Source organism: Sulfitobacter sp. S190 (assembly GCF_025141935.1).
Taxonomy (GTDB): Bacteria; Pseudomonadota; Alphaproteobacteria; order Rhodobacterales; family Rhodobacteraceae; genus Sulfitobacter.
This window is the reverse complement of record NZ_CP081120.1, coordinates 696,186-713,388: the sequence shown is the minus strand read 5'-3', so window position 1 is coordinate 713,388 and position 17,203 is coordinate 696,186. Positions and strand designations below refer to the sequence as shown.

Annotated in this window: 19 protein-coding genes; 7 read left to right on the top strand and 12 right to left on the bottom strand. The window is 60.4% G+C overall.

Annotated features, from left to right (window positions below; genetic code table 11):
• Window position 1: 1 nt before the first annotated feature.
• On the top strand, window positions 2-964 hold the full coding sequence (locus K3756_RS03750) for a M23 family metallopeptidase (RefSeq protein WP_259991042.1): 963 nt from the start codon (window positions 2-4) through the stop codon (window positions 962-964).
• Here K3756_RS03750 and K3756_RS03745 read toward each other — a convergent pair.
• From K3756_RS03745 to K3756_RS03735, 3 genes are all read right to left on the bottom strand, one after another.
• Window positions 951-2,900: a peptidoglycan -binding protein gene (locus tag K3756_RS03745; RefSeq protein ID WP_259991040.1), complete on the bottom strand. Its 1,950-nt coding sequence runs from the start codon at window positions 2,898-2,900 to the stop codon at window positions 951-953. The genes K3756_RS03750 and K3756_RS03745 overlap by 14 nt on opposite strands.
• 2 nt (window positions 2,901-2,902) lie before the next feature.
• The gene (locus tag K3756_RS03740) at window positions 2,903-4,114 is read right to left on the bottom strand and encodes a biopolymer transporter ExbB (protein WP_259991039.1); all 1,212 of its coding nucleotides are present in this window, start codon (window positions 4,112-4,114) and stop codon (window positions 2,903-2,905) included.
• Between the two features lie 70 nt (window positions 4,115-4,184).
• On the bottom strand, window positions 4,185-4,715 hold the full coding sequence (locus tag K3756_RS03735; RefSeq protein WP_259991037.1) for a gamma-glutamylcyclotransferase: 531 nt from the start codon (window positions 4,713-4,715) through the stop codon (window positions 4,185-4,187).
• 66 nt (window positions 4,716-4,781) lie between these two features.
• On the opposite strand from K3756_RS03735, the gene K3756_RS03730 reads away from it, so the two are divergent.
• Window positions 4,782-5,789 (top strand): DUF2125 domain-containing protein, encoded by a 1,008-nt coding sequence (locus tag K3756_RS03730; protein ID WP_259991035.1) that lies wholly within the window; start codon window positions 4,782-4,784, stop codon window positions 5,787-5,789.
• Here the strand turns inward: K3756_RS03730 and K3756_RS03725 are convergent.
• From K3756_RS03725 to K3756_RS03700, 6 genes are all read right to left on the bottom strand, one after another.
• On the bottom strand, window positions 5,786-6,550 hold the full coding sequence (locus K3756_RS03725; protein ID WP_259991033.1) for an extensin family protein: 765 nt from the start codon (window positions 6,548-6,550) through the stop codon (window positions 5,786-5,788). The two genes, K3756_RS03730 and K3756_RS03725, sit on opposite strands and share 4 nt — an antisense overlap.
• On the bottom strand, window positions 6,547-7,470 hold the full coding sequence (locus K3756_RS03720) for a prephenate/arogenate dehydrogenase family protein (RefSeq protein WP_259991031.1): 924 nt from the start codon (window positions 7,468-7,470) through the stop codon (window positions 6,547-6,549). Before K3756_RS03720 ends, K3756_RS03725 begins: the two co-directional genes overlap by 4 nt.
• Window positions 7,467-8,552, bottom strand: a complete 1,086-nt coding sequence (hisC, locus tag K3756_RS03715; RefSeq protein ID WP_259991029.1) for a histidinol-phosphate transaminase — start codon at window positions 8,550-8,552, stop codon at window positions 7,467-7,469. The genes K3756_RS03720 and hisC overlap by 4 nt, the downstream gene beginning before the upstream one ends.
• 111 nt (window positions 8,553-8,663) lie before the next feature.
• Window positions 8,664-9,092, bottom strand: coding sequence for a hypothetical protein (locus tag K3756_RS03710; RefSeq protein ID WP_259991027.1), 429 nt, complete (start codon window positions 9,090-9,092; stop codon window positions 8,664-8,666).
• Window positions 9,093-9,279: 187 nt separating this feature from the next.
• Complete coding sequence (rpsD, locus tag K3756_RS03705) at window positions 9,280-9,900, bottom strand: 30S ribosomal protein S4 (protein ID WP_259991025.1); 621 nt, start codon at window positions 9,898-9,900, stop codon at window positions 9,280-9,282.
• 144 nt (window positions 9,901-10,044) lie between these two features.
• On the bottom strand, window positions 10,045-10,638 hold the full coding sequence (locus tag K3756_RS03700; RefSeq protein ID WP_259991023.1) for a DNA-3-methyladenine glycosylase I: 594 nt from the start codon (window positions 10,636-10,638) through the stop codon (window positions 10,045-10,047).
• Window positions 10,639-10,793: 155 nt separating this feature from the next.
• Between K3756_RS03700 and K3756_RS03695 the strand changes: the two genes are divergently transcribed.
• The 5 genes from K3756_RS03695 to K3756_RS03675 all read left to right on the top strand — a co-directional run bounded on the left by K3756_RS03695 (window position 10,794) and on the right by K3756_RS03675 (window position 15,933).
• Complete coding sequence (locus K3756_RS03695; protein ID WP_259993476.1) at window positions 10,794-11,627, top strand: EAL domain-containing protein; 834 nt, start codon at window positions 10,794-10,796, stop codon at window positions 11,625-11,627.
• A 187-nt stretch (window positions 11,628-11,814) separates the two neighbouring features.
• Window positions 11,815-12,990 (top strand): acetyl-CoA C-acetyltransferase, encoded by a 1,176-nt coding sequence (locus K3756_RS03690; protein WP_259991021.1) that lies wholly within the window; start codon window positions 11,815-11,817, stop codon window positions 12,988-12,990.
• A 78-nt stretch (window positions 12,991-13,068) separates the two neighbouring features.
• The gene (phbB, locus tag K3756_RS03685) at window positions 13,069-13,791 is read left to right on the top strand and encodes an acetoacetyl-CoA reductase (RefSeq protein ID WP_259991019.1); all 723 of its coding nucleotides are present in this window, start codon (window positions 13,069-13,071) and stop codon (window positions 13,789-13,791) included.
• Window positions 13,792-14,131: 340 nt separating this feature from the next.
• Window positions 14,132-15,070: a transcriptional regulator GcvA gene (gcvA, locus tag K3756_RS03680; protein ID WP_259991017.1), complete on the top strand. Its 939-nt coding sequence runs from the start codon at window positions 14,132-14,134 to the stop codon at window positions 15,068-15,070.
• Window positions 15,067-15,933: a DMT family transporter gene (locus K3756_RS03675; RefSeq protein ID WP_259991015.1), complete on the top strand. Its 867-nt coding sequence runs from the start codon at window positions 15,067-15,069 to the stop codon at window positions 15,931-15,933. Before gcvA ends, K3756_RS03675 begins: the two co-directional genes overlap by 4 nt.
• Here K3756_RS03675 and K3756_RS03670 read toward each other — a convergent pair whose 3' ends face one another.
• The 3 genes from K3756_RS03670 to K3756_RS03660 all read right to left on the bottom strand — a co-directional run bounded on the left by K3756_RS03670 (window position 15,934) and on the right by K3756_RS03660 (window position 17,151).
• A complete protein-coding gene (locus K3756_RS03670) occupies window positions 15,934-16,098 on the bottom strand; it encodes a YdcH family protein (protein ID WP_259991013.1) in 165 nt (54 codons plus the stop codon).
• A gap of 109 nt (window positions 16,099-16,207) precedes the next feature.
• Window positions 16,208-16,939 (bottom strand): tRNA1(Val) (adenine(37)-N6)-methyltransferase, encoded by a 732-nt coding sequence (locus K3756_RS03665; RefSeq protein ID WP_259991011.1) that lies wholly within the window; start codon window positions 16,937-16,939, stop codon window positions 16,208-16,210.
• The gene (locus tag K3756_RS03660; RefSeq protein ID WP_259991009.1) at window positions 16,936-17,151 is read right to left on the bottom strand and encodes a DUF2007 domain-containing protein; all 216 of its coding nucleotides are present in this window, start codon (window positions 17,149-17,151) and stop codon (window positions 16,936-16,938) included. Before K3756_RS03660 ends, K3756_RS03665 begins: the two co-directional genes overlap by 4 nt.
• Window positions 17,152-17,203 lie beyond the last annotated feature (52 nt).

Here is a 17,203-nt window from a genome sequence, read left to right as displayed (position 1 = left end):
CATGCGCAGCGCTGCCTATGCCGTTTTCATGTCCCTCGCCGCGCCTGTCGCGGCGGGGGATTTTTCTTTGGTCGCACCTCTCGATTGTGACCTGACCGACGACTGTTACATCCAGCAATACGTGGACCATGACACGGGCGCGGGTGCGTCGGATTTCACCTGCGCTTCATTGTCCTATGACGGTCACAAGGGCACCGATTTCGCTCTGCCCTCACGGGCAAGGATTGCGCAGGGCGTCGATGTGCTGGCCTCCGCTGCTGGTGTTGTCGGGGGCACCCGCGACGGGATGCCCGATACCGGTTACACTGTCGAAACCGCAGCATCGATCGAAGGGCGCGAATGCGGGAATGGTCTGGTGCTGCAACACGGCGACGGATGGGAAACCCAATACTGTCACCTGCGGCGCGGCTCGCTCACGGTCGAGCGCGGCCAGCGTGTCGAGGCAGGCGATGTGCTGGGTCAGGTCGGCATGTCGGGTCGGGCCGAATTTCCACATGTCCATCTTTCGGTGCGGCGCAACGGTGAAGTCATCGATCCGTTCGATCCCGATGGTGCGATCACCTGCGGCGTCCCTGACGCAAATACACTATGGTCCGATCCCGTCGCATATGAGCCGGGCGGTATCATCAATGTCCGCCTTGCCGCCGAGGTCCCCGACTACGATGCCGTCAAGGCAGACGCCGTGGCCCAACCCGATGCCACATCCGGCGCGATGGTCGTCTATGGCTTTCTTTTCGGCACCCGCGAAGGCGATATCATCCGGCTGTCCTTGAGCGGACCTGATGGGGAAATCGTCGCGCAGGACCACAAGGCCACACGTACGCAAGCGCAGTCCTTTCGTGCCATCGGGAAAAAGCGGCGCGGTGATGCGTGGCCTGACGGTACCTATACAGGCACGGCGACGCTGTTGCGCGATGGGCAAGCACTGGATCAGGAACGGATCGAGCTCTCTATTTCTCGGTAAATTTCAGCTCGATCCGACGGTTGCGCGCGCGCGCTTCGTCGCTGTCTCCGACAGCAACCGGTTGATATTGACCAAAGCCGTTTGCAGCAAGGCGGTCCGGCGGGATGCCCAGAAAGCCTGACATATACCGCACGACGGACAGGGCCCGCGCCTGGCTCAGCTCCCAATTGTCCATAAACTCGCCCAGACCGGAGAGCGGCGTATCGTCCGTATGGCCGTCAACACGGATCACCCAATCGATATCTTCCGGGATATCGGCAGCGACAGTGCGCAATATATCGGCCACCTTGGCAATTTCGCGGCGTCCCTCGTTCGACAGGATCGCACCGCCGGGCGGAAAGAGGACTTCGGAGGAAAAGACGAAACGGTCGCCTTCGATGCGCACGCCTTCCTGACTGCCCAGCAGATTGCGCAACTGACCGAAAAACTCCGAACGGTACTGCTCGAGGTCCTTGGCGCGGGCTTCGAGGCGCTTGCGCTCGGCCTCTTCCAGCTGTGCGCGGCGGCGTTCTTCGGCGGCGACCCGCGCGAGTGCTGTGTTCAGACGCGAGCCAAGGGACTGCAATTCAATCTGTTTTGCGGCATCGGCAGCTGCGGCTTCGTCGAGAAGCCCCTGAAGTTGCCCGAGTTCGGCGCGGAGCGCTGCGACTTGCTGGTTGAGCAGTTCGGTTTGTCGCTGTGCGCGGCTCGAAATCTGGCGCTCCTCTGCAAGCGCATCGCGCGCCTGTGCCAACAACACTTCCCGACGTTCCGCGGCGCTCAGGTCCTCGGCGGCGTCTGCTTCTGCGGCAAGCTGCGCGGCGAGCGCGGCTTGCATCTGGGCGCGCAGGTCTTCTTGCGTCTGCGCTGCGGTATCTGCCGCAGTCTCTGCCGCGCGTTGCGCCGCAAGTGCGGCGGCCAGTTCGCGCCGTAGCGCATCCGCACCGGTTTCACCCGCTGCGAGTTGTTCTTCCAATCGCTGCACACGGCTCTGCGCTGCGGCCAGATCTTCCTGCAATGCACTGCGCTGCGCCGCGTTTTCGGTCTGCGCGGTTTCAAGCGCGGCTTGTGCTGTGGTCGACCGCAGAAGTGCCGCGGCCAACCGGACATCCAGATCTTCCTCGGCGGCGCGTGCGGCGGCGAGCAGGGTCAGCGTCTCCTCGGCCTCGCGGCGTTGCGCTTCCAACGCGAGTGTCATCGCGGTCAGTTCCGTATCTGCGCCTTCCAGTCGTTCTCGCAGGGCTTCCGCCGCAGCGGCTTCGGCGAGCCGTGCCGCCTCTTCTGCGTCCAATGCGGCCGCACTTTCTGCAACCTGCCCTTCCAAGGTGGCAATCGCATCTGTCGCATCCGCGTTGCGTGCCCGCAAATCAGCGACGAGCGCTTGCAGAGCTTCACGGCGCGCGGCGGCAAGGCGCGCGGCTTCCTGTTGCGCATCCACCTCGTCGCGACTTGCGGCCAAGGCGGCGTTCAGCGCATCCTGCTCATCAAGGAGTGCGGTTTCACGATCCTGCAAATCGGACACCTGCGACAGTGCCGCATCGCGGTCCGCAAGAAGGGCGACAACCCGCGCCTCGAAACTGGTGATACGGGTCTGGGCCTCTGCCAGTTCTGCCGCCTGTGCATCACGTTCCGCGCTAAGCGCAGCGATCAGGTTTGCCTGTTGTTCCGCCAACGTTTCCGCAGCGCTGAGGGACGTCGACAACGCCCCCAGACGCCGCTGCAAATCGGCAGTTGTGCGTTCCTCCAGCCCCAGCGCCTGTGCGAGCGCGGCCACCTCGCCTGCCAAAGTATCAAGTTCGCTTTCCTGCCCCGAGATCCGTTCTGTCAGAACGAACTGCACCACCATGAAGATGGTCAGGACAAACATCAGCACCAGCAAAAGACCGGTCATCGCGTCCACAAAACCGGGCCAGATCGACGCCTGAAAACGTGCACCGGTCCGTCGCGACAGCGCCATGGTCAGCTGCCTCCGCCGTCGGGTTTGAGACCTGCCCGCAGCCGCCGTGTCTGGTCAGCACGCTGGGAAGCTGACAGTGCCGTCGCAAGATGGCTAAGTTCCTGACGTAGCTCGGCCATGCTTTCCTGCCGACCGGCGCTGATTTCTTCGAGGATGCGCAGCATCTGGACATCAATGGAGCGCAGCCGCATCCGGCTTTCGGCATCGGCACCACCATCGGTACCGGTGTGCTGCCCCTCGACCGCGGCAATCAGCCGTTCCTGTCCTTCGGCAATCCGGTCAAGCGCATCTGAACCGGAGCGTTGATCGCCCAATTGGACCGCCATCCGTTCGAGCGCCGTTGCCACCCCCCCCAGCTTTTGATCCACCTCGGCCCGTTCGGTTTCCGATTTCTGGAACATTTCCTGCAGGTTTTCCATCTGCTGCGCCATATGATCGACCATGGACGCCATGACTGTCTGCTCAGGCGTGCTGTCGTCACCCGCACTGAACCCCACACGGGTGATCGAGCTCAGCCAGTCTTCGAGTTCTTGGTAAAAGCGGTTTTGTCCATGACCCGTGAGCAGCTCCAGCAGTCCCACGATGAGCGATCCGGCAAGCCCAAGCAACGACGACGCAAAGGCCACACCCATCCCGGAAAGCTGCGATTCCAACCCCGTCATCAGCCGGTTGAAAACATCTGTGCCGCCTTCGCCCTCGGCGGGCGCGAGGCTGCGAATGGTATCGACAATCGCCGGCACCGTCGTGGCGAGGCCGTAGAACGTGCCCAGCAGCCCCAGAAAGATGAGCATGTTGACAATATAGCGCGTGATCTCTCGCGCTTCATCGATGCGGGTCGCGACGGAATCGAGGATAGAGCGCGTCGACGAGGCGTTCACCTGCATCCGCGCCCCACGCGTACGCAAAAGCGCAGCAAGCGGGGCAAGCATTTGTGGCGGACGATCTTCGGGGTTTGCCCCGTCAGAGGCGAAATTCTCGATCCAGCGCACCGACCCGATCAGTTGCACCACCTGATAGAAACACGCGCCCACGCCGATGATGAACACAAGCGCGATAAAGCCGTTCAGATAAGGGTTCGCCTGAAACACAGGCAGCACCCGCGGCAGGGCCACGAAGGCACCAAAGCCACAAAGACCCAATGCCAGAAGCATGAGGGTAATCTGCTGAACGGGCTGCGAAAATTGCGGGTTTGCCTCGCGGTCTGGCTGCGCCATGCGCCCCTGCTCCTGACCTTATTGTTATCTGCCCGCGACTCTAGCGTGATTTGTGGTCAAGCCCAAGGATTTATGCAGCGATGGCCCGGACCCGGTCGGCAAGCCATTCAAGTGCCGGATCCTTCAGCCCGACTTCGGCAAGGTGGTCGGCCGTATTGAACAGATATTCGGTGTTTGGGCCTCGGCCGCCAACCGCGCGGGCGATGATCTGTGCCTGTTCTTCAAGTGGCAGGTCACCGCAGTATTGCTCGTGATCTTCGTCGATCACGTAAACCAGCGCGGTTATGTTGCGCCCGTCCTGCAGCATCACCGGCAACAGTTTTTCGACATAGGCCGACGAAATCAATTCGCGTTCCCGCAGATAGGCCAGCGTTGATTCCTCGCGCCCTTCGACGACCCGCAGTGCCAGCCCTTCGCAAGCCTTGCCTTCCTGCCGGTCCAGAGCGAGAACCAGACCCGGTTGGTCCTGCGTGCCGCGATGGTGGATCGAGCGCATGCAGAAGCTTCGCCCGTAGCTCGGCAGTTTGCCGATCACACTTTCAGCCACTTCGAAACCGGGGTTCCAAAGAAGACTGCCGTATCCGAAAACCCACATGCTCATGGTACTGGTCCTCCTGTCCTAGCGGCGCTAAAACCCAACTTGATTGCAGAGAAAAGGGTTCCCTCGATGAAGCGAAGATTGTTGGGCATTCTTGTCGCAGTTTTTGCGATTTGGGGCCTTTGGTGGTGGATTGCAACAGGGGCGATGCTCGGCGGGGTCCAAACATGGTTAAACCAGCAACGCACAATGGGCCTAACGGCGGATGTGGAAACGACGGAGCGCGCAGGATTTCCGCTGCGCATCGGTGCGGATCTGACCGATCTCGCACTCGGTGACCCGGCCACCGGCAGCACCGCTCGCGTGCCTGACCTCCGGATGTCGAGCCCGATCTATTGGCCCGGATTTCTGACCGTTACTCTGCCGCAAGACACGATTTACCTGTCAGGTCCGCGGGCGGAAGCGACGCTGACTGCGATGGACGCCCGCGCCGATCTGCGCCTGCGCCCCGGTGCACGGCTGCAGATGCAGAGCGCCCGGATCACGGCGGCCCCCATCACGCTCAATCTTGTCGAAGGACGTCTGCTGGACATCAGCGAAGTCGATATTGTGGCGCAACAGGCGCAGGACGACGCGCGCACCTATGCCCTGCGCGCCAATGCGACCGATCTTGCGCCGGGATCTGTGTTGCGTCAGGCGCTGCGCCTGCCCGAGGCGTGGCCCGCGCAATTCGAAACCCTGCGCGTTGATATGGATGTGACGTTCGATCAGCCTTGGGACCGTGGGGCGCTGGCGGGTCCGCGTCCCCAACCGCGTGCGATCTTGCTGCGTCAGGCCGAGGCCCAGTGGGGCGCATTGCGCATCGCGCTGACCGCCGATCTGGTTGTCGATGCACAGGGAGTGCCGACGGGCACGGCCAATATCACGGCACAGAACTGGGAGCGGATGCTTGACCTCGCTGAAGCAGGCGGTGCGATTACGGCAGATGTGCGCAGCGGCATCGCGCAGGCTTTATCGCTTCTCTCTCGTATGAACGGGTCCGACGACACGCTCGATCTGGAAATCACACTGGAAGACGGGCGCATGCAGATGGGCTTTATCCCGCTGGGCAACGCACCGCGTTTCATTATCCGTTAGCGGCAATAGCTGCCCGAACGGTAGCGGGCTGTGTCGAAATGGAAATGATCGAGGTGAAAGCGGTTTGCCTTGGGGCCGAGGACCGTCCCGAACGGGCCGCAGGCATCGCGGTGCATCCGGCGCAATGCCTTGCTGCTGCCGCGCGCGTTCCAGCCCCGCAAGACGGTGATGTCGCTCCCATCCGCCAGACGGAATGCAGAAATATCGATCGCCCGCCCTTTGCCATGCTCGGAAATCTTGCCTGTTTTGGCATTGTTGCGGCGCCGGCACGCATAGTGTGCCGCCACTTTTATTTCGCGCAGCCCACCGCCTTTGCCGGACAACGCAGGTTTCGCACTTTTATCGACCCAAGTGCGCAGCGCACGCGCCGTGTTGCAATCCATCACCGAACGGGTGCTGAGCGATACGCCGGAAATCGAGCTGATACGAACCGCGTTATCGACCCCGCAACCGGCGACACGCCCCGGCACACGCCCGATCGCTTCACCCTGAATGCTCACGTCTCCGCACACGGCTCCCGCCGCCAGAAGTTGCTGTTGCTGGCGGGCTTCGCGGACAGCTTTGGGTGACCGGAAAATGGGGCGCAGCGATGACATGAACCCACCGCTGTCGCGCTCGAGCGCTGAGCGGTCGATGGTGCCGTCTGGGTCGATGACGACGCCGGTGTCAGAGCCGGGCCTTGCCTGCGGCCGTTCGGAGCTGTCCGGCCCCGCACACGACAGCGTCGCGACACAACACAGGATCAAAGCGAGCGGCCTCAAGGTTTCTGCCCCGGTGTCCGGCCGAAGTTGGGGGCATCGGTGTCCTGACCTGCTTCGATGATGCCCCGCCGAATGGCACGGGTGCGCGTGAAATAGTCGAACAGATGGTCGCCATCCCCCTGCCGGATGGCGCGTTGCAGGGCGAAAAGCTCTTCGGTGAAGCGACCGAGAATTTCGAGCGTCGCGTCCTTGTTCGTGAGGAATACATCCCGCCACATGGTCGGATCCGATGCCGCGATACGGGTGAAATCACGAAACCCGGCGGCAGAATATTTCACCACTTCGCTGTCGGTGACACGGCGTAGATCATCGGCGACACCCACCATCGTATAGGCAATCAGGTGTGGCGCGTGACTGGTGACAGCCAGAACCAGATCGTGGTGATCGGCGTCCATCTCCTCGACATTGGCGCCCAACCCTTCCCAGAAACGGCGCAATTTTGCGGTGGCTGCGGGGGCGGTACCGTCCACCGGCACCAGCAGGCTCCAGCGATTGTCGAAGAGTTCGGCAAAACCGGATCTGGGTCCGGAGTGTTCGGTCCCCGCGAGCGGATGGGCCGGTACAAAGTGCACGCCTTGCGGTAAATGCGGCGTAACGCTGGTGATGACGTCTCGCTTCACCGAACCGACATCCGTCAGGGTCGCACCGGGCTTCAGGACATCTGCAATTTGCGCGACCACATCGCCCATCACACCGACAGGAACGCATAGAACCACAAGATCGGCATCGCGTACGGCATCGCGGATATCGTCGTAGACGGTATCGCACAGGCCGATTTCGCGCGCCGTATCACGCGTATCGGCGGAGCGGGCATAGCCGACGACCTCCCCCGCGAGATTTCCACGCTTCGATGCCCAGAAGATCGAAGAGGCAATGAGCCCGAGCCCGATCAGCGCCACACGGTCGTAAACGATGCTCATGCCACGGTCCGCCATTGGTTCAGGGCGTCAATCACGCGGCCCGTCTGGTCGGTGTCCCCGACCGTGATCCGCAGTCCTTCGGGAAAACCGTAACCCGCGACACTGCGGACCAGAATGCCTGCGGCAGTCAAAGCATCTTCGGCTGACCTTGCTTCTTGCTTGTCGGCAAACCGCGCCAGAACGAAGTTGGTATCGGAAGGATCGGTGGCGATGCCGAGTTGCCCCAGCGCCCCGATCAGACGCGCACGTTGCTCGGCGTTGAGCGCGGCGCAGTCAGCAACCCAGTCAGTGTCACGCACGGCCGCTTCTGCAGCGGCCAGCTGGATCACCGACAGATTGAAGGGCTGGCGAATGCGGGTCATCACGTCGATCATTTCGCGCGGGCCATAGCCCCACCCGATGCGCAATCCGCCCAGACCATAAATCTTGGAAAACGTCCGCGTCATCAGGACATTGGGACGGGTCGCCGCATAGGACAGTCCCCCGTCGTACCTTTCGGCATATTCGGTATAGGCACCATCAATGACGAGAATGACATGCGGCGGAATACCGTCGACCAGACGTGCCAGCTCACTGTCCGACAACCGGGTGCCTGTCGGGTTGCCCGGATTGGTCAGCAGCACGATGCGCGTTTTGTCAGAGAGTGCCCCCAGTATCGCATCGACATCGACGACGCGCTCGCGCTCGGGCACGCAAACTGACGTGGCCCCCGCCATGTGAATGAGCACCGGATAGAGCGAAAACCCGTGCGCGGTGTGGATGATTTCATCCCCCGGACCGGCAAAGGCCTGTGTGACGAATTGCAAGACCTCGTCCGACCCCACACCACAAATGATCCGGTCGGGATCGACGTTCCAGATTTCGCCGATTGCAGTCCGCAGGGCCGCATGATCGGTCGAAGGATAGCGGTGCATATCGGCAGCTGCGCTGGCGGCTGCAGTGATTGCCGCGGGCACGGGGCCCAGCGGGTTCTCGTTAGAGCTCAGCTTGAGGACATCGGTGCGACCCGCGATGGCCGACTTGCCGCCCTGGTAAAGCTCGATATCCATGATGCCGGGTTGCGGCTTGATCTGTTGGGTCATTGCGTCAGCTCTTGGATTGCACTGACGCTGTTCTAACGGGCTTATCGGTGCACGACCAGTAGCGGATTGCAGCCTGCGCCAATGTGGCCGCCCTGCGCCCGGCAGCGGCGTTTAGTCGATAAGCGCGGCGTGGTGCTGATCTGCATTCATCATGCCGTACATGGTGTAATAGATCTGCCAACCATCGGGCGTTTTGCACAGCATCGAAAACGTCGGATACGGCAACGCGAACAACGTGTTTTCCGAAATCATCTGCGTTTCATACAGGTATTCGATCAGATGCGGCGCTTTCTGCTCGGCCCGGATCAGCTCGCGATCAAGTCCGGTAATGCCGGTCCGCACAAAATACTGGCGCACCGCGTCAAAAACCTGCCGCAGATCGGCTTTGGTCTCGACCAGACGCTTGCCCTCGATCGTTTCCATATGCTGTGGCAGGCGGAAATACCGCACGAATGCGTCGAAGTTATCGCACATCAGTGCATCGCGGGTGCCGTTCATCACCTCACGGGCGATATCGTAGGTTTCTGTCTCATCAGCCATATCACGTCTTTCCCGGCACCGCCGCCTGCCCGGTTTTCCGGTGCTTGGCGACATGCCAACGATTCTGGCCCCCAGCTACAAAGACTACCTACCCAGTGAGGAGAATTTGTGTCGCAATGGCGACAAAAAGAAAACGCTCCGCTGGCGGACCAGCGGAGCGTTTCGCAAATCAATCTGTCGGCGAAGATTAGTTCTTCGCGTAGAATTCAACCACGAGGTTGGGCTCCATCATGACAGGGTACGGCACATCGCCCAACGACGGCGTGCGTGTAAAGGTCGCTGTCATCTTGGAGTGGTCAGCCTCGATATAGTCGGGCACGTCACGCTCTGGCAGCTGTGTCGCTTCGATCAGGGCAACCATTTGCTTGGAACGGTCACGCACTTCGATGACGTCACCCTCTTTCACGCGGTAAGAAGGAATGTTCACCAGCTTGCCGTTCACGCGCACGTGGCGGTGGTTGACGAACTGACGGGCCGCAAAAACGGTTGCAACGAACTTGGCGCGGTACACGACAGCGTCCAGACGACGCTCCAGCAGGCCGATCAGGTTCTCACCGGTATCGCCTTTGACGCGCTCTGCTTCGGCATAGATCCGGCGGAACTGCTTTTCGGTCAGATCGCCGTAGTAGCCTTTGAGTTTCTGCTTGGCGCGCAGCTGGATACCGAAATCGGAAATCTTACCCTTGCGGCGCTGGCCGTGCTGGCCGGGGCCATATTCACGACGGTTAACCGGGGATTTCGGACGTCCCCAGATGTTTTCGCCCATGCGGCGGTCGATCTTGTACTTGGCAGCGGTGCGTTTTGTCACGGCTGTTCTCCTTTAGATTATAAAGGGCGTTGTCCTTTGGGGCGAACCCCCGACAGGCATCCCCTTGCGGGGGCCACCAACACCAATGAAGCCGCGCTTATACGGGCGCGTACGGCGGAGTCAACCGCCCCCTGTCACAAAATACTAACGGATTAATGCCCGCGTCGCCGCAGGTGCCAAAGCACGGCATTCGGCGTGCCGTGCGCAGGTTGTCACGTGGTCGTTGACCATACCGCTTGCCTGCATCCACGCATAAACGACGGTGGGGCCGCAAAACTTGAACCCTGCCTTCTTGAGGTCTTTCGAAAGCTGCTCGGACAAAGCTGTTTTCGCGGGCACATCCGACAGCCCGCATCGCTGCGGCTGAAGCGGTGCGCTGTCGACGTAGGACCACGCAAACTTTGCAAAGCCGATACGGGCCTCGATCCGCTGATACGCCTGTGCGCTGGTTATGGTTGCGCTTATTTTTCCGCGGTGGCGGATGATGCCCGTGTCATCGAGCAGGCGGGCGATGTCATCTTCACCCCAATTGGCGATTTTATGCGGGTCGAACCCATCAAAGGCACGGCGGAAATTCTCACGTTTGCGCAGGATCGTGATCCAGCTGAGACCTGACTGGAACGCCTCGAGCATCAGCGCCTCCCACAGGGCGCGACTGTCGGTTTGCGGCATGCCCCATTCGGTGTCGTGATAGTCGATATAAATGTCTTCGGGTCCCGCCCAGTCACATCGCGGCATCTGTATTCCTCGCATTTTTCGCTGTCATATCAGGTTTTCGTAAAATTAGAACAAAATGGGAATATTAACGCCATTTTAGCGCATCGCCCGCGAAAGTGCCCGTGTCTGCCACACAGGAGGTCCGCGTGCCGAATCCCCCCAACCGAGTGACCCGTATGGGCAAGCGTCGGCTTGCCAATATCCCTGTAGGCAGCGAGAACCCCTTGAACTTTGCCATACAGCAGCGCGACAAAAACGCCCTGACGCTTGTCAACGATGCCGTCGCCCACGGGCAAACGCTTCTGGCTTATCAGCCCGTCATGCGCAGCGATGCGATGGGCAAACCTGCTTTCTATGAGGGATTGATCCGCGTGCTCGACGACACAGGTCGGGTCATTCCGGCAGGCCAATTCATCGATGCAATCGAAAAGACGGAAACCGGCCGTGCGGTCGATGTGCTCTCGCTCGAACACGGGCTGGCGGCCTTGACCGAAACGCCGGGTCTGCGGCTCGCGTTGAATATGTCCGCGCGCTCCATCGGGTACGAGCCGTGGAAACGCACTCTGGACCGCGCTCTGGCGATCGATCCTACCATCGGTCCGCGCCTCATCCTCGAGATTACCGAAACGAGTGCGATGGTGATGCCCGAGTTGGTCATCGACTTCATGGACCGTCTGCAACCGCACGGCATTTGTTTTGCACTGGATGACTTCGGGGCGGGCCACACGGCGATCCGCTATTTCAAGGATTTCTACTTTGATATCCTGAAAATCGACGGGCAGTTCATCCGCGGCATTGCCCATGATGCAGACAACCGGGCACTTGTGGGCGCTCTCCTATCAATAGCGCGGCACTTCGACATGCTCACCGTTGCGGAGTTTGTCGAAAGCCACGAGGACGCCTTGGTTTTGGCCGACATGGGGGTCGATTGCTTGCAAGGCTACTATTTTGCCGCGCCGACAACGCAACCCGAGTGGGCCGCCCCACCACCGCGAGAGGCCAGCGCATGACGCGCATGTCCGCGTTTGCCGTTCGGCCCGAACCGGTGATGCCCCGGCCCGATTGGTTGAAGCCGCTCCTTCGATAAGATAAGCGTGAGGCTGGAAGGCGGGGGAGCTGACGCAATACACCCGAGACCTGCGTCAGGCTGATTAGTCCTCTGTCAGTTATACCGTTATACCGTGAGGACCACAATCAATGACAAATGTCGTAATCGCCTCAGCCGCCCGCACTGCCGTTGGCAGTTTCGGTGGCTCGTTCGCCAACACCCCCGCGCATGACCTCGGAGCCGCGGCTTTGAAAGAGGTTGTCGCACGCGCGGGCATCGACGCCGCCGATGTGTCCGAAACGATCCTCGGTCAGGTGCTGACCGCAGCGCAGGGCCAGAACCCCGCACGCCAAGCCCACATCAATGCAGGTTTGCCCATCGAATCGGCTGCTTGGAGCATCAACCAGGTATGCGGCTCCGGCCTGCGTGCCGTGGCACTGGGTGCACAGCATATCCAACTGGGCGATGCGTCGATCGTAGCGGCGGGCGGTCAGGAAAACATGACGATGTCCCCCCATGCCCAAGCCATGCGCGCCGGTCAGAAAATGGGCGACATGAAGCTGATCGACACAATGATTAAAGACGGCCTTTGGGACGCGTTCAACGGCTATCACATGGGCCAGACCGCCGAGAATGTTGCCGAAAAATGGCAGATCAGCCGCGACCAGCAGGATGAATTCGCCGTTGCATCGCAGAACAAGGCCGAAGCCGCACAGAAGGCAGGAAAGTTCGATGACGAAATCTTTGCCTACACTGTGCCGGGCCGCAAGGGCGACACCATTGTCGACAAGGACGAATATATTCGCCACGGCGCAACGATGGACGCGATGCAAAAACTGCGTCCTGCATTCACCAAGGACGGGTCTGTCACAGCGGCGAACGCATCCGGCCTGAATGACGGCGCCGCTGCAGCCCTGCTGATGAGCGCGGATGAAGCTGATAAACGCGGCATTGAGCCGCTGGCGCGGATTGCTTCTTACGCGACCGCCGGTCTGGATCCGTCGATCATGGGTGTCGGCCCGATCTACGCTTCGCGCAAAGCGCTGGAAAAAGCGGGATGGAAGGCCGAAGATCTCGATCTTGTCGAAGCAAACGAGGCATTCGCCGCCCAGGCCTGCGCCGTCAACAAGGACATGGGGTGGGATCCGGCAATTGTGAACGTCAATGGCGGCGCCATCGCGATTGGTCACCCTATCGGTGCATCCGGCGCGCGTATTCTGAACACATTGCTGTTCGAAATGAAGCGGCGTGACGCGAAAAAAGGCCTCGCGACGTTGTGTATCGGTGGCGGCATGGGTGTTGCCATGTGCCTCGAACGGCCCTAATAGGAATATAGCTGCGCAACAAGATTGCGCAGCTACCGCCCAGCACGACACAAAAATACCAATAGAATTGGAGACAATATGTCCCGAGTAGCACTTGTCACCGGAGGCAGCCGCGGGATCGGCGCCGCCATTTCCACAAAACTGAAGGCCGAAGGCTACACCGTTGCCGCCACATATGCCGGCAATGACGAGGCAGCGGGCAAGTTCACAGAAGAAACGGGCATCAAAACCTACAAATGGAACGTCGCAGACTATGACGAATCCAAAGCGGGCATTGAAAAGGTCGAAGCCGATCTCGGACCGATAGATATTGTTGTCGCCAACGCCGGGATCACGCGCGACGCGCCGTTCCACAAAATGACGCCCGAGCAGTGGCACCAGGTCATCGACACAAACCTGACGGGTGTGTTCAACACGATCCACCCCGTCTGGCCTGGCATGCGTGAGCGCAAATTTGGCCGTATCGTGGTGATCTCTTCGATCAATGGTCAGAAAGGGCAGTTTGCCCAAGTCAACTATGCCGCAACCAAAGCGGGCGACCTTGGCATCGTGAAATCGCTTGCGCAGGAAGGCGCGCGCGCGAACATCACCGCGAATGCAGTCTGCCCCGGATATATCGGCACGGACATGGTGATGGCAGTTCCCGAAAAGGTGCGCGAGAGCATCATTTCGCAGATCCCCGCCGGTCGATTGGGCGAACCCGAGGAAATCGCACGTGCGGTTGCCTTCCTCGTCGCTGACGATGCCGGCTTTATCAACGGATCGACCATTTCGGCAAATGGTGCGCAATTCTTCGTCTGATCCGGACACCTGGACAGATCAGGGGCCGGTGGATCACCACCGGCCCCTTTTTCATTCCGTAAGAAAGCTGCAGTCCTTCAGCGGAAACTCGTTTTCGTTAGTGCGTCAGCGGATGACGCAACCACGAGAAAAATGCGGCCAGTGCACGGCCACGTTCGGCGTGTGCGGCTTGCATGGCGGTGCGTGCGGCGGGGTTTGTTGTGGCTTCGAACATTGAAAATGTCTCCTGTGTGAATGGCGTCGGATCAATTTGCTTAACTTGACCTCAATATGAACCTCCCCATACGCTCTGACAAACGAGACTTTCCAACGGCTCACTTAAGATGTACTTAACTGAGCCATGTCAAACCGCCTGCCTCCGCTCACCGCATTGCGCGCTTTTGATGCCGCCGCCCGTCACATGTCTTTTGCGATGGCCGCTGCTGAATTGTCTGTCACGCCTGCCGCGCTGTCGTTTCAAATCAAATCGCTCGAAGAGCATTTGGGCGCGCCTCTCTTTCGCCGCCTCAACCGCAAGGTCGAGTTGACCGACGCAGGCATGGCCTTGGCGCAAGGCGCAGCCGAAGGGTTCCAACTGCTGGCAGCCGCATGGCGCGCGGCGCAGCGCACAACTGATACACAGACCCTCACGGTGACCGCAGGACCGGCATTTACCTCGAAATGGCTGGCCCCCCGTTTGTTCGAATTTGCGCAAGCCCATCCAGAAATCGAACTGCGCTTTGCCGCGAGCCTTCAACGCATGGATTTTGCCCGCGACAACGTCGATGTCGCCATTCGATTTGGACGGGGGAGCGACCCGGGGCTTTACAGTTGTCCTCTGGCGGAAGAATGGGTCATGCCCGTGATGACGCCCGATCTTGCCGCCCGCTATCCAACGGCAGAGAGCTTGCGGGATGCGCCAATCATCTTTGACGATTCCATCAGCTTTCTTGACCCGCCCGTCGATTGGACGCGCTGGTTTGCACAGATGGGTATCGATTTCACGCCAACAAACGGCCCACGGTTTTCGCAGGCCGATCACGCATTGGATGCAGCGCTGGCAGGTGTCGGTGTGGTGCTGGGGCGACGGGCACTGGTGGTCAAGGATATCGACGACGGCAGATTGGCGGCACCTTTTGACGTTGCGCTTGGCACGGGGGCCCGATTCAGGTTTTTGTGCCCCGAAGGCTGGGAAAATCGCCCCCAGATCAAATCCTTCCGTGATTGGATGTTGCACGAGATCGAAAAGACAGCCCATATCACCCGCAGCCTCAGGATCGTACCGTTGACAGAAACATGACCCGCACCGCCGCCACAGCCGTTGGTTTCATCGCCGTCCTTCTGTGGGCATTGCTGGCGCTCTTCACCGTCGGGTCCGTCCCGACACCGCCCTTGTTGCTAAACACGCTTTGCTTCGGGATCGGTGGATTGGTCGGTCTGGTTTGGGCCACCGCCACGGGCAGTTGGGCGCAGATGCGTGCGGTACCGATACGGGTCTATCTGTTTGGCACACTCGGACTATTTGCCTATCACCTGCTCTATTTCTCTGCACTACGTCTGGCGCCCGCGGCCGAGGCAGGGTTGATCGCGTACCTCTGGCCCCTACTGATTGTTGTGGGTTCGAGCCTGTTGCCGGGAGAAAGGCTGCGTGCGGGGCATGTTATCGGCGCGGTTCTCGGCTTTGCCGGTGCCGCTTTGATCATCTCCGGCGGCGGGTCAGGCCTGAGCGCGCAGAACATGCCGGGTTATGCGCTGGCGCTGCTAGCCGCCTTTACCTGGGCCAGTTACTCGGTGCTTTCGCGTCTTGTCGGCAATGCACCGACCGCGAGCGTCACGATATTCTGCCTCGGCACTGCCGCGCTGTCCCTGCCATTGCACTTGGCGCTGGAGACGACGGTTTGGCCCCAGGGCGCCTGGGGCTGGTTGTCGATCGCCGGGCTAGGGCTTGGACCTGTCGGGCTTGCGTTTTACGTCTGGGACATCGGCTGCAAACGCGGCGACATACAACTGCTTGGCACCAGTTCTTATGCGGCGCCGTTGCTGTCTACGCTGATATTGGTGGTGGCAGGATATGCAGCAGCCACGACAACACTGGTGTGGGCAACGCTGCTGGTCACCGGCGGCGCGCTGATTGCAGCGCGCGCCAGCTTTTCACGTCATTGATTACGCCGATAGTCGCGTAATTTCTTCCTTAAGTCGCATCTTCTGTTTCTTCATATCGGTCAGTTCCAGACCATCCGTCGCCGGAGAGCGTTGTGCAGCTTCGATTGCTTCGCTCATGTCATGGTGCTTTTTCTTCAACGTCTCGAGATGTGCGTTAAGGGACATACTTCCTCCAGTTGTTAAAATGCATTTTCATACAAGCATGACCTGCCGCCAAAGTCACGCCGCACAGCAGCAAATCGGCAGCTTTCCTGACCCCATGGTTACCCAAGGATTAAAAGGTGAGCGGGGCACCGTCGCGCAGCACTGCACGGACACGTGGCGTATACTTATCGCCGTCCTGATGCGCAGCACCCGCATGCATCACCAGTGGCGCATGCAGGGTAAAATCTCCCCGACCGGACTTGCGCGCCCGTAGAATGACCAGTTCGGCCTTGCGCCCTTCGCGTGGCGCGATCGGCAAGACATTGATCGTGCCCATATCATGGGGCAAAGCCCCAAGTATCTCGGGCAAACGTTCGGCGCGGTGGATAAAATGCGCGTGCCCTCCCGGCGCAAGCCTGCGCGCGGCCGTGGTGACCCAATCGGACAAAGGCGTATCCTCGCCAAGCGCCGCCTCGCGGGCGGTGTTACGGGCGGCCACAGAAGCATCCCGACGGTAGTAGGGCGGATTGGCCAGCACGTGATCGAACTGCCGCTGCCGAAGATCGAGCGGCATCTGCGTGAAGTCACAGGTAACAGCGTTCAAACCGTTGCGCCGGGCGAGTGCGGCATAGGTCTCTTCACGCTCAACGCCGATTAGGTCCAGACCGGCCACGCGCGCCCCAAGACACAGTGACGCGGCACCGACACCGCAACCAAGTTCCAGAACCGACTGACCGGCAGTCGCGGTCACTGTCGCCGCAAGCAGCACCGCATCCACGCCTGCACGGTATCCATCGCGACGCTGCCACAAGTGCAGCTTACCCCCCAGAAAGGCGTCATGCGTCAGCGCACTCTGGGTCACAATCCGAGCGGGATTTCATTGTCCCGCATCACGCGCTGCGCCGCATCAAGATCATCGGTACGCACCATCAACCGGCGCGGGAATATCCCGATGCCGCCTTCGAGTATGCTCATGTTTACGTCCATCTGAAAGCAGGCTATATCCTCGCCTTGCAAGAGAGCAGAGGCAAATGCGATGATCGTGGGATCAGTGCTGCGCAAAAGTTCCTTCATATCAGTGATGTAAGCACGGGCGTTTGAGATGTCGAGCGCCCATGGGGATAAA